Here is a 12,675-nt window from a genome sequence, read left to right on the forward strand (position 1 = left end):
GGCTCGTTGGACTCCTTGAGGTGGGGGGAATCGTCGCTGGAGCCGCTTCATCGGGGCACGACGTTTCGGAAGTCTAGCGAACCTCGACTCTCGCGTGACGACTCGGCGGGGTCGCCGAATCGAGGTCGCCAGATGCCGAAAGCATCGTGCCAGAAACGGCGCTCAGCAGTGCGAGCGACGCCCGGGCCCCGGGTTACAGCGCGCCGTCGAGCGCCCGGCGCAGCAGGTGCTGCAGCGCGTCCAGCTGCACCGAGTCGGCCGAGCCGGGCTCGACGTCCTGTCCGTCGAGCGCGCGGGCGGCGAGACCCTGCTTCGAGTCGATCAGCTCGGCGATGCGGGCGTCGATCGTGTGCGCGGCGATGATGCGCCACGCGGTCACGGGCTCCTCCTGACCGATGCGGTGCACGCGGTCGATGGCCTGCGTCTGCTCGGCCGCGGTCCAGCTGAGCTCGGCGAGCACGACGTTCGACGCGGCCTGCAGGTTGACGCCGACGCCCGCCGCGGTGAGCGAGCAGACGGCGACGTGCACCTCGGGGTCGTTGTTGAACGCGTCGATCGCGGCCTGTCGCTGCAGCGCGGTCTGGTCGCCGCGCAGCGACACGGTGCGGAGCTCGCGCGAGGCGAAGGCCGCCTCGGCCTGGTCCATGACGTCGATGTGCTTGGCGAAGAACACGACCTTGCCGACCGAGCGGGCCAGCTGGGCGGCGTAGTCGGCCGCGAGGCCGGCCTTCGCCTGGCCGATGCGGCGGACCATCGTGAAGACGTTCTCGCCCGACTTCGCCGACTTCGACTCCTCGAGCTCGGCGCTCGCGACCGCCCGGATGAACTGGTCGCGCGTGTCCTCGTCGAGGTCGCCGACGCGCAGGTGGCGGGCCTCGACGAGCGCCCGGAAGCGGGACGCGAGGCGGTTGCCGAGCTCGCGCTCGGCGGCGCGCACCGACCGGCCCAGCTCGTCGTCGAGTTCGACCGGGAGGTCGGCGATGCGCTTCGCGGGCAGGTCGGCCGCGACATCCACCTTGCGCCGGCGCACGATGCCGAGGTCGATGACGGTGCGCCGCGCCTCGGCGTAGAAGCCGGGCTCGGCGGGCGTGAGCCCCGTCTCCTCGAGCTTGCCGAGGAGGTCGGGCGACGGCTTGTCGCCCTCGATCCAGCCGAGGAACTGCCAGATCGCCCGGAAGTCGTCGACGTCGTTGATGAGCGGGGTGCCCGTGAGGGCGAGCAGCAGCGGGTCGCCGCCGGGGGTCGCGCGGCGGATGCGGTCGGCGAGCGCGAGCACGTTGCGCGAGCGCTGCGACTGGAGGTTCTTGATGAAGTGCGCCTCGTCGACGACCATGCCGCGGAAGCCGAGGGTCGACAACCATGCCATGTGCCGGTCGAGCACGTCGTAGTTCACGACGACGACGTCGGCGAAGGCGTCGAGGGTGTCGCCGTCTCCGTGGATGACGGTCGCGCGTCGGTGCGGGGTCCACCGCTCGACCTCGCGCGCCCAGTTCATCTTCACGACGTTCGGCACGACGGCGAGCAGCGGGTAGGCGTTCGCGACGGAGGCGGCGAGCACCGACTGGGCGGTCTTGCCGAGGCCGGGCTCGTCGGCGAGCAGGAACGTGCGGTGGCCGTTCCGGGCGGCCTCGATGAATCGCGCCTGGTGCTTCATGAGCTCGAGGCCGCGCGGCGCGAGCCGGTCGACCTTCGGCGCCTCGGGCAGGTCCATCGTCGCCGCCTGGCCGCCGGAGCCCTGCTCGAACGCCTTGAACAACGGGCCGAGCAGTTCCCAGTTGGCGAGGCGCCGCACGGGCACGACGGGCGCGGCGGGCTTCGAGAAGTCGGGGGCGAGGAACGGGTTCGCCAGCTGGCGCGACTTCACCGAGCGCGGCACGACCTGGTTCTCGGAGAGCACGACGGGCGCCGCCTCGGGTTCGCGCGTGATGATGAGCTCGTCGGCGCTCAGCTCGGCGCCCGACTCGAGCAGCCAGTCGCGGCGGAACCGCTGCGCCACGGTCGAGATCGACGCATCGGGCTCGAGCAGCTGGATGAGGCTCGTGTCGCGCGCCGCGGTCTTGGCGAGGATCTGCGCGATGCCGTCGAGGCGCTTCAGCAGCTCGGCACGCGCCGCGTCGGTGATGTCGGCGTCGCCCTTGACGCGGGCGCGCTCCTCGCGCATGAGCAGGGCGATGACCTGGAACTTCTGCCGGTTCGTGGGGCCGAGCTTGCCCTTCTGCGCCTTCTGCTCGACCTCTCGCACCTTGCGCGCGAGGATCGGGATGATGGGCGCGTCGTCGTCACGCGAACGCGTGCGCTGCCGCTGCCTCTGCTGGGCCATTGTTCTCCCGTTCATTCGTGCCGTGCCGGCACGCTCTCCCCTGAACGCCCCCTCGGCCCGATGGGTGATCGGGCCGGCTGCGACGGCGCGAGGGCCGTGCGGCGCGGTACGCCGAATCCCGAACCGAGCAGCGGCGAGCGAGGCTCGCACGGTCGGCCGAAGAACGGATTCGTCGGGCGCGGTGCCCATTCTAGCGGGCTGAGGCCCGCGAACGGGAAACCGCCGCCCCGTCGGGGCGGCGTGATCGTCTTCGTCGGGCGAAGAGGATGCGACGGACGACGTCGCCGTCATGCGCCGGTGTGCTCGGGGCTACCCTTGCCGCGCCGACCCGCCTACCCTTGGAGTATGGACGATCTCGCGGGGGCGGGCGCCGAGTTCTCGCCCGAGGACGACGATTTCACCGTGTCGCAGGACACCGAGTTCGACGAGGCCGACGAGGCGCACGACGACGACGAACGCTCGCTCGACGACGCGCTCGACGACGAACTGCCGGGGGTCGACGCCGAGCGCCGGGTCGACCTGCGCGACGAACGGGCGCCCGCCGACGACGACTGAGCCGGTCAGACGCCGCCACCTCCGCCGCCACCGCCGCCGCCGCCCGACGAACCGCCGCCGCCGGATCCGCTCGACGAGGAACTCGAGCTCGAGCCCGACCACGAGCTCGACGAGGCCTGCGAGAACGACGAGACTCCCGCGGCGAACCAGGCGGCGTTGAAGCCGTCGTTTCCCGAGTACCACCCGGGCGACGTGCCGTCCTGCTCGTAGAGGGCGGCGAGCTCGCGGCTCCAGTCGCGTTCGAGCCCGAAGAGCACCGCGTAGGGCAGCAGCCGCTCGTTGAGCTTCAGCACGGCCCGACGGTCGGTGGTGTCGACGCGGAGTGCGCCCGTCGGGCTCTGCAGCACCCGGAGACGATCGGCTTCGGCGAGCCGGATGTAGAGGCGCAGGCCTTCGAGGTAGTCGCGCAATTCGCGTCCGCGCTCGGTCAGCGGGCGGACGTCGGCGACGAGGCCGAGCGCGGCGAGGGACGCGAGGATCGCGACGACGAAGGCGATCGCCGGCCAGGCGCCGCCCATGACGCCGTCGAGCGCGAAGATGCCGAGCACGACGCTCAGGGTGGAGGCGACGACGGCGACGAGGCCGAGCACGACGCGCAGGCCACGGTCGGGACGTCTCCGGAGACCGGCGGTGACGACGCCCTTCGTGACCCGCTGGCGGATCGCGAGCAGCCGCTTGCCGAGTGCGGTGTCGCGCGATTTCAGGTCGCGGACCGCGCCGCGTGCGGGCGGTGAGCCGAAGAGCGCCCCGGTGACTGCGCGGGCGTGTTCGTCGGCCGTCGCGCCCCCGCCGACGAACTCGACGGCGTACTTGCGGCGTCCGGTCTCGAGGATGCGCACGTCGCCGGCGACGGCGCGCTCGAGGATCGTCGCGGTGACGCCCTTTCCCGGCTTGCCCACGAGGTCGGATGCGACGAAGGCGGACACGCCTTCGGGCGGCTCGTACTGCGCGATGATCGTGCCGCGGCCGGGATGGTCGCGCCAGCGTGTGAGCCGCGCGACGAGGGCCGCGATGGCCGCGCCCACGGCGACGAGGGCGGCGACCCCGCCGCCGACCGCCGCCGGTGACGATCCGAACGCGTCGTCGCGGGGCACGACCGTGCCCGCGCGGAACCCCGCGGCGATCGTGAGGTTCTTGTACGGGCCGATCGCCTCGGCCCGCGCGACGACGACGGTCTCGCCGTCGGCACCCGGAGTCGCCGTGATGTCGTCGCACGGCGTGCTCGACCCGCTCCAGCCGCGATAGCACGCCGCGGCGCCCGTGAAGCCGTCGGCGAGCGCACCGCTGAACCGGAGCTCCGCACGCACGACGCCGAACGGCTGTGCCCACCCGGTGCCGTTGACGTCCCAGTAGAACTCGTCGATCGCCGCGTGGTCGGGCACGTGCGTGACGTTGTGCTGACGGTACGTGATCACATAGGTCTGCTCGCCGTGCACAAAGTCGTCGGCCCGGATCGTGACGAGCAGGAACTCGCCGTCCTCGTCGGCCTCGGTCTCGAAGGCGCGGGGCGCCCCCGACTCGTCGGTCACCGACTCGATGACGAGATCGGTCGGGTGACCGTCGTAGTCGAGCGGGATGGCGCGGCGGATGCCGCGGTTCTGGTCGAAGTCGGGGAACCGGGCGACGAGGGTCTCGGTCGTCTCGAGCACCGATCGGCCGTCGGCGTCGAGCGAGAGGTCGTACACGGCGTCGAACGAGTCGAAGCTGAAGTCGTCGAGTCCGGCACGGACTCCGGTCGTCGAGACGTCTGGCGTCGAGGTGCGGTGCGCGAGGAACGAGGTCCGCGCCGCTCCCGCGTCGGCGACGGCCGCAGAACTGTCGGGCAGGGGGGTCGCGACGGCCGCCTGACCGGCGAGCAGCGGCGCCGCGACGGCGGCGACGGCGGCCACGGCGGTGAGGGCGCGACGGACGAGTCGGGCGAGCGGCATCCCCCCACGGTATCGGCCCGCGCCGGCACCGACGATCACCAACCGCCGCCTCCGCCGCCACCGCCGCCGCCGCCCGACGAGCCGCCGCCGCTCGATCCGGAGAACGATGACGAGCTCGACGAACTCGACCACGACGACGAGCTCGACCATGCTGCTGTTGCGGTCGTCCACGACGACGAACTCGTCGCCTGGCCGAACCCGCCCATCGACGACAGGTCGCCGCCCGCGTACCAGGCGGGCGCCGACCCGGCCGCCGCATACTCGGTCGCGAGCACCTCGGCCCACTCGCGTTCGAGGCCGAACAGCGCCGCGTACGGCAGCATCCGCTCGTTGAGCCGCACGACCTCATCGGGCCCGCGCAGGGCACCCGTCGGGCTCTGCAGCATCGCCAGCCGATCGGCCTCGGCGAGCCGGATGTAGAGGCGCAGCCCCTCGAGATGGTCGCGGAGCCGCCGGCCCTCGAGGGTCGGCCTGACCGCGCCGCGCCCGATCACGGGGATCGCGAAGACGCCGATCACGCCGACGACCGCGGCCGCGACGAGCCACGGCACGACGGGCGAGCCCGGCACGTTGAAGATCGCGAAGAACGCCGCGACCGTACCGAGCAGGCACACGGCGAAGAGCACCCGCCCGACCCGGGTCGTCGAGGCCACGAGGCCCGATGAGAGCGCCTTCGAGCGGGCCCGACGGAACGCCTCGGCGAATGCGATCGCCATCGCCGAGTCCGTGCTCGGCAGGTCGCGCACCGAGCCCACTCCCCGGTGCGCGAACAACGCACCGAGCACGGCCTTCGCCTCGGTGCCGTCGACCTCGCCGCCCAGGTACTCGAGCCGGTACTTCTTCGCGCCGTGCTGCTGCACGCGCACGACGCCCTCGACCGCGAACTGCAGGATCGAGGCGGTGATCGCGCGGCGCTCGGCCCGGAGCAGGTGGGCCGCGGTGATGAGGCCGATCCCCTCCGGCGGGTCGTACTGCGCGATCACGGTGCCCGCTCGCCGGTACCGCCACACGCCGAAGCGCAGCACGAGCGTCGCGACGATCGAGCCGACCGCGCCGACCGCGCCCGCGAGGCCGAGCCAGCCCTCCGGCGGCATCGGCGCCGCCGCGAACGTTCCGGCCTCGAATCCGACCGCGAGGGTCAGGGTCTCGTGCGGCCGCAGCTGCGACGCCTGCACGACGACCGAACCGTCGGCGAGGCGCTCGAGCGAGTCGCACGGCGTCGTCGCTCCTTCGGCACCCCGATAGCAGGCGCTCGTCCCGTCGGCGGCACCGGCCACCTCGGGGCTCAGCGCCAGCGTCGCGGTCACCCGACCGAACGGCTGGGCGAACCCCGTGCCGTTCACGTCCCAGTAGAACTCGTCGATCGCGGCGTCGCTCGGCCGGTGGGTCACGTCGTGCAGCCGATACGTGACGACGTACGTCTGGCGGCCGTGCACGTAGGCGTCGGGGTCGCCGATGCGCAGCACCTCGAAGCCGTCCTCGTTCGCCACGTCGTAGCGGCGGGCCGCGCCCGACTCGTCGGTCACCGAGAGCACCGTCATGTCGAGCGGGTGACCGTCGTAATGGTCGGGCACGGCGCGGAGGATGCCGTGGTTCTGGTCGAAGTCGGGGAACACGGCGACGAGCGTCTCGGTGACGTCGAGCACCGACCTGCCCGCGTCGTCCTTCGACAGCGTGTACTTCGCGTCGAACGAGTCGAACGTGAAGTCGTCGACGCCCGCACGCACGCCCGAGCTCGCCGCGGCGTGGGCGGCGGCCCCGGGACCGGGCGTTCCGCCGCCGAGCACGATGCCGAAGCCCGTGAGGGCACCGACCGCGATGAGGAGCGCAGCGGCCCGGTGCCGACGCGTGAGTCGGGTCATGGTGCCCACGGTAGCCGGACGCCGCGCTCGGGGTGACCCCCAGAACGCGGCGTACGGATCGGCCACGCGCGGGCGGATCAGGCCCGGCGCAGTCGCAGACTGTTGAGCACGACGAACACGCTCGAGAACGCCATCGCCGCACCCGCGATCATCGGGTTGAGGAACCCGGCCGCCGCGAGCGGGATCGCCGCGACGTTGTATGCGAACGCCCAGAACAGGTTGCCGCGGATCGTGCCGAGCGTGGCGCGCGCGAGCGAGATCGCATCGGGGATCGCACCCGGCTCGTCGCGCGTGAGCGCGAGGTCGCTCGCGCTCGCCGCGGCATCCGTGCCGCCGCCCATGGCGATGCCGAGGTCGGATGCGGCGAGCGCGGCCGCATCGTTGACGCCGTCGCCGACCATCGCGGTCTTGTGCCCGGCCGACTGCAGGCCGGTGACGACGGCGAGCTTGCCCTCGGGGCTCGTGCCGGCGTGCACCTCGTCGATGCCGAGCTCCGCGGCGACCCGGCGGGCGGGCCGCTCGGCGTCGCCCGTGACGAGCACGGGCACGAGCCCCTGGCCGCGCAGGCGCCCGATCGCCTCGCGGGCACCGGGGCGGACGGTGTCGCCCACCTCGAGCACCGCGCGCACCTCGCCGCCCCAGCCGACGGCGACCGCGGTCGCGTCGGAGTCGGCGATGCGCCGGGCGAGGTCGTCGGGAAGCCGGAGGCCGAGCTCCTCGAGGAAGGCCGGACGACCGACCGCCGCCGCCACCCCGTCGACGACACCGGTCACCCCGAGCCCGGCGTGGGCCCGGAAGTCGCGTACCTCGGGCACCGTCGCGCCGCGCTCCGCCGCGCCTGCGACGACGGCCCGGGCGATCGGGTGCTCCGAACGGCCCTCGAGCGCGGCGGCGACGGCGAGTGCGGCGTGGGCTGCGGCATCCGCGGTCTCGCTCGTGCCCGCGCCGGGCGTGACGACTGCGCCGAGGCGCATGCGCCCCGTGGTGAGGGTGCCGGTCTTGTCGAGCAGGATCGTGTCGATGCCCGCGATGCGGTCGAGGGTCTCGGGACCGGTGATGAGGATGCCGCGTTCGGCGCCGCGCCCCGTGCCGACGAGGATCGCCATCGGCGTCGCGAGTCCGAGCGCGCACGGGCACGCGATCACGAGCACTGCGACGGCTGCGGTGATCGCCTGCTCGACTGGGCTGCCGGTCGCGACCCAGACGATCGCGGTGCCGAGCGCGATCGCGATCACGATCGGCACGAACACGGCCGAGATGCGGTCGGCGAGGCGCTGCGCCTTCGACTTGCCGAGCTGCGCGTCCTCGACGAGGCGCGCGATCTGCGCGAGACGGGTGTCGGCGCCGACCCGCTTCGCCTCGACCACCAGGCTGCCGCCGTGCACGATCGTCGCGGCGGTGACCTCGCTGCCGGCGGCGACGTCGACGGGGGCCGGCTCGCCCGTGAGCATGGACTCGTCGACGCTCGCGGCCCCGTCGACGACCGTGCCGTCGGCGGCGATGCGTTCGCCGGGGCGCACGACGAACCGGTCGCCCGGGTGGAGCTCGGCGATCGGGACGCGCGTCTCGACGAGCGCGCCAGTGCGTGCGCCGACCGCGTCGGACGCTGCGCCGGCCGATGCGCCGACCGGTGCGCCGGCGCCGTCGGGCGTCGCGGCTGCCGTGCCGCGCACGACGGTCACCTCGCGTGGCGCCAGCTCGAGGAGCGTACGCAGGGCCTTGCCGGCCCGGCGCTTCGAGCGCGCCTCGATGTACCGCCCGAGCAGGATGATCGTGATGACGCCCGCCGCGACCTCGAGGTACACGTCGCCGCCGGGGGTGCCACGCACGCCGAACGTCCACTCGTGCGTCATGCCCGCCATGCCCGCGTCACCGAAGAACAGCGCCCAGAGCGACCAGGCGAACGCCGTCAGCGTGCCGAGCGAGACCAGGGTGTCCATCGTGAGCGAGCCGTGTCGCAGGTTCACCCACGCCGCCCGGTGGAACGGCCAGCCGCCCCACACCACGACCGGCGCGGCGAGCGCGAGCGACAGCCACTGCCAGTACGTGAACTGCAGCGCCGGGATCATCGCGATCGCGACGACCGGCACCGTGAGCACGGCCGAGACGATGAGTCGGGTGCGCAACGGGTCGTCGGTGCGGGATGCCGCGGGGCGGGCGCTGCTCGCGGGCGCCGGGGTCGTGCGCCGAGGCGCATGGCTGACGGCCGGTGCCGGTACCGGTACCGACGAGTCGGTCGTGGCGCGCGGCCGATCGTCTGCACCGTCGGCCGACGCGCCGACGCCTGCGCCGTGGGGCTCGGCGGGTCGCGTCGGCGTGCCGACGACCGGGAGACCGAGCTCGACGCGTTGCGGCGGCGCGGCCGAGGACGTGCTCGTGCTCGCGGCGGCGAACGACTGCTCCCCCGCGCGCGGCGCCGGCGCCGCGGCATCCCGCCCGCGTTCGACCGGGGTGGCCGTGTAGCCGGCCTGGCGTACGGCATCGACGAGCGCGTCGATCGAGGTCGTCGAGGGGAAGCGCACGCGCGCCCGTTCGGTGGCGAGGTTGACCGCCGCCTCGACGCCGTCGAGCCGGCCGAGTCGCTTCTCGACCCGCCCCACGCAGCTCGCACACGTCATGCCCTCGATGTCGAGGTCGATCGTCTGCAGCGGGGCGTCGTCGAGCGTGGTCATGACGACGAATATACCCCCTAGGGGTATCAGGCGCAAACGCGGTATCCTGTACTCGTGATCGAGGACATCAAGAAGCGCGCCCTGCACCGCACACGCATCATCGAGGGCCAGCTGCGCGGCATCGAGAAGATGATCGAGAACGACGACTACTGCGTCGACATCATCACGCTCTCGCTCGCCGTGCAGAAGTCGCTCGGTTCGCTCAACAAGCTGCTCGTCGAGAACCACCTGCGCACGCACGTCACCCACCAGTACGAGGCCGGCGGCGACGAGCGCGAGGCGGCTGTCGCCGAGCTCGTCCGCATCTTCGAGCTGTCCAACCGCGGCTGATCGGGCCTCGGCTCCCCCGTCGGCCGCGAACACCTCGGTCGCGCGCACGGCTTCGCCGTGGATCGTGCCCGACCGTCGCGCTCGCGGCTGCATCGCCGCTCGTAGCCGCGCGTTCGCACCGGACGACTGCCCCGCCACGCCTGTACCGCCGGCCCCGCCCGCCGCGCCGATCAGGTGCCGGGCGCGGTCTCCGCGAGCCAGGCGTCGAGCTCGCTCGGCTCGTCGGTGATGATGCCGTCGACGCCGAGCGCGTTGACGGTCTCCCAGTGCTCGAGCTCGTTGAGGGTGTAGCAGAGCACCGCGATGCCGGCGTCGTGCGCGCGTTCGAGGGCACCGGGCACGGCCGTCACCGAGTCGACGGTCGTCGCGAACCCGATGAGCCCGAATCGCTCGGCCATCGGCACCGGGTCCGCCGGCAGCTCGCGGATGAGCATGATGCGCGGCAGGGTCGGTGCGACCGCCTGCAGCGAGGTCAGCGTCTCGATGCTGAAGCTCTGGAACACGACCCTGCCGCGAAGCCCGTGCCGCTCGACGAGATCGGTCACGAGGCGCGCCTCCTCGGGCGTCCAGTCGGCTTTCAGCTCGATGAGGGCGCGCGCATCGTCCCGCCGGGCGAGCGCCGTCAGGAAGCGCTCGAGGGTCGGGACCCTCTCGCCCGCGTACTCCGGCGCATACCAGGCACCGACGTCGAGCCGCTCGAGCTCGTCGAGATCGAGTTCGTCGACGCTGCGATCGACGCCGGCGACGCGCTCGAGCGTCGCGTCATGGAAGAGCACCGGCACCCCGTCGCGGGTGAGCTGCACGTCGGTCTCGACGAACTCGAGCTCGTCCATCGCGAGCTCGAGCGAGGGCATCGTGTTCTCGGGGGCCGTCGCGCGATCGCCGCGGTGTCCGACGGTGAAAGCCGGCTCACCGGGTGCGCGAAGGGCGCCGAACACGTCGATCGCGTAGACCGTGGGCGGCGTCTGCGCGATGAACAGCACGGTCGCGACGAGGGCGACGGCGATCGCGGCGAGGGTGGCTCGAACCGCACGTCGGGGCGGGCGGGCGAACACGGCAAGGGGTCGGAATCGGGCGGGGGTCGCGGGTGCGGCGGCACTCGGCCGCCGACGTGCGGTCGTCGGGGCGACCGCACGCGAGGCGTGCGTCACGGGTTCGGGCCTTTCCACCGATCGCGCTCCGTCGCGCGCCGGTGCAGGAAACCTTAGCACCGGCGTTATCGTTTCGTTACCATTTTTCGGGGAACCGGCCGGCATCGACGCGGATGCCACGGGCGACGACCGCTCGCGGGTTGAGGAGGAGCGCAGCGACGCCTCGAACCCGGCCGGCCGCGGGTCGAGGAGGAGCGCAGCGACGTTTCGAAACCCGCCTGTGGACAACTCGGCTTGGGGTCGGCTTGTGGAGGACGAGTCGCCAGAAAATCGCTGGTCAACGGCGCGTTTCGGCCGGACCGGAACGTCGGTGGGTGGTGCTGGAATGGGTTCATGGCAGACCTGGCGGCAGCACTCGAACACCTCGAGGTACTGCTCGCCGACGCCTTCGCCGCAACCCGGCCCGCAGCGCTTCGCGATGACGACCTGCTCCTCGCGACCGCCGCGCTCGAACGCTTCGGCCGGCTGGTCGATGCCGGGCGGGCCCGGTTCGCGGGCGAGATCGCCGAACGCAGCGACCGCAACCACGGCGCCGAACGACTCTCCGCGACGAAGGGCTGCCGGTCAGCCGCCGAACTGCTCGAACGCGTCACTCAGGTATCCGGGGCCGAAGCCCGACGCCGAGTCGCCGTCGGCCAAGCCACCCGACCGAGAGTCGGCCACACCGGTGAGACGTTGCCGCCCGAGTACCCGCACATCGCCTCCGCACTCGCCGCGGGTGCGGTCGGGCTCGACGCCGCTGCGATGGTCGTCCGCGAGCTCGGCCGCACGCGACCCGTCGCCGACCCCGTGAAGCTCGACATCGCCGAACGTGAACTCGTCGACGCCGCGCAGGGCCACGGCGACGCCGCACCCGTCCGGTGCACCGCCGACGAACTCACCGTCCAAGCCCGCGCCTGGGCCCTCTACCTCGACCAAGACTGCCCCGAACCCGACGACGAACGCGCCATGCGCAAACGCGGCCTCCGCCTCGGCCGCACCCGCGACGGCCTCATCACCCTCACCGGCGAACTCATGCCCGAGGTCGCCGCCAAACTCCGCCGCCTCTTCGACGCGCACCTCGCACCCCGCGCGGGCGGCGGCTTCCTCACCGATGCCGAACGCGAAGATCTCGCGACCCAAGCCGAGACGCGTACGCCCGCCCAGCAACGCCACGACGTGCTCGCCGCGATCATCGACACCGCCGCCCGCTCCGGAGAACACCCCTCGATCGGCGGCGCCGCGCCGACCGTGCTCGTCAGCGTGCGCAGCGCCGACCTCGCCACCGGACACGGCGCAGCCCACGCCGACGGCGTCGATGCGCCGATCTCGCTCCGCGCTGCCCGGCACATGATGTGCACTGGCGGCGTCCAGACCGTCGTCTTCGACGACGCGAGTCGCATCATCCGACTCGGCTCACCTGAACGATGCTTCACGCCGCACCAACGCCGCGCGATCACGCTCCGCGACGGCAACTGCGTCATCCCCGGCTGCACCATCCCCGCCGCCTGGGCCGAGATCCACCACGTCATCCCCGACCGCGACGACGGCGCCACCCACACCGACAACGGGGTCCTGCTCTGCTGGTTCCACCACCGCACCATCGACACCTCCGGCTGGACCATCCGCATGCGACACGGCGTCCCCGAGGTAAGAGCACCCCACTGGCTCGACCCGACCGGCACCTGGCGAAGATCGACCACCTCACCGACACGACTCGCCGACGAACGAGAACGAGAACGAAGTACCGGGTAGACGGTGGCCCCCGTCGGCGAGCGCGCAGCCGCCGCCCGCAGCGGCACCGCCCCTTGCAGAGCGGTGATGGTCCGCCACGTGCCCGATGCGCCTTCGGCCGCCTCGAGGTACGCACGACGCGCT

8 protein-coding genes are annotated in these 12,675 nt (G+C 72.7%); 3 read left to right on the forward strand and 5 right to left on the reverse strand.

Going from position 1 to position 12,675, the window contains the following annotated elements; genetic code table 11:
* Positions 1–193 precede the first annotated feature (193 nt).
* On the reverse strand, positions 194–2,320 hold the full coding sequence (locus tag MUN74_RS01530) for a DEAD/DEAH box helicase (protein ID WP_244854618.1): 2,127 nt from the start codon (positions 2,318–2,320) through the stop codon (positions 194–196).
* 345 nt (positions 2,321–2,665) lie between these two features.
* Here MUN74_RS01530 and MUN74_RS01535 point away from each other — a divergent pair, with 345 nt between their 5' ends.
* Entirely contained in the window at positions 2,666–2,875 is a 210-nt protein-coding gene (locus MUN74_RS01535) for a hypothetical protein (protein ID WP_244854619.1), read from the forward strand.
* Between the two features lie 5 nt (positions 2,876–2,880).
* On the opposite strand, the gene MUN74_RS01540 is transcribed toward MUN74_RS01535, so the two are convergent.
* From MUN74_RS01540 to MUN74_RS01550, 3 genes are all read right to left on the reverse strand, one after another.
* Positions 2,881–4,803, reverse strand: coding sequence for a DUF2207 domain-containing protein (locus MUN74_RS01540; RefSeq protein ID WP_244854620.1), 1,923 nt, complete (start codon positions 4,801–4,803; stop codon positions 2,881–2,883).
* A 35-nt stretch (positions 4,804–4,838) separates the two neighbouring features.
* Complete coding sequence (locus MUN74_RS01545) at positions 4,839–6,665, reverse strand: DUF2207 domain-containing protein (RefSeq protein ID WP_244854621.1); 1,827 nt, start codon at positions 6,663–6,665, stop codon at positions 4,839–4,841.
* 77 nt (positions 6,666–6,742) lie between these two features.
* Positions 6,743–9,337: a heavy metal translocating P-type ATPase gene (locus MUN74_RS01550; RefSeq protein WP_244854622.1), complete on the reverse strand. Its 2,595-nt coding sequence runs from the start codon at positions 9,335–9,337 to the stop codon at positions 6,743–6,745.
* Positions 9,338–9,391: 54 nt separating this feature from the next.
* Between MUN74_RS01550 and MUN74_RS01555 the strand changes: the two genes are divergently transcribed.
* Positions 9,392–9,667, forward strand: coding sequence for a metal-sensitive transcriptional regulator (locus MUN74_RS01555; RefSeq protein ID WP_244854623.1), 276 nt, complete (start codon positions 9,392–9,394; stop codon positions 9,665–9,667).
* A 170-nt stretch (positions 9,668–9,837) separates the two neighbouring features.
* Here MUN74_RS01555 and MUN74_RS01560 read toward each other — a convergent pair whose 3' ends face one another.
* Positions 9,838–10,818: a glycerophosphodiester phosphodiesterase gene (locus MUN74_RS01560; protein ID WP_244854624.1), complete on the reverse strand. Its 981-nt coding sequence runs from the start codon at positions 10,816–10,818 to the stop codon at positions 9,838–9,840.
* Between the two features lie 333 nt (positions 10,819–11,151).
* Here MUN74_RS01560 and MUN74_RS01565 point away from each other — a divergent pair, with 333 nt between their 5' ends.
* A complete protein-coding gene (locus MUN74_RS01565; protein ID WP_244854625.1) occupies positions 11,152–12,552 on the forward strand; it encodes an HNH endonuclease signature motif containing protein in 1,401 nt (466 codons plus the stop codon).
* Positions 12,553–12,675: the final 123 nt, after the last annotated feature.

The sequence above is a fragment of the Agromyces sp. H17E-10 genome (genome assembly GCF_022919715.1).
Classification (GTDB): Bacteria; Actinomycetota; Actinomycetes; order Actinomycetales; family Microbacteriaceae; genus Agromyces.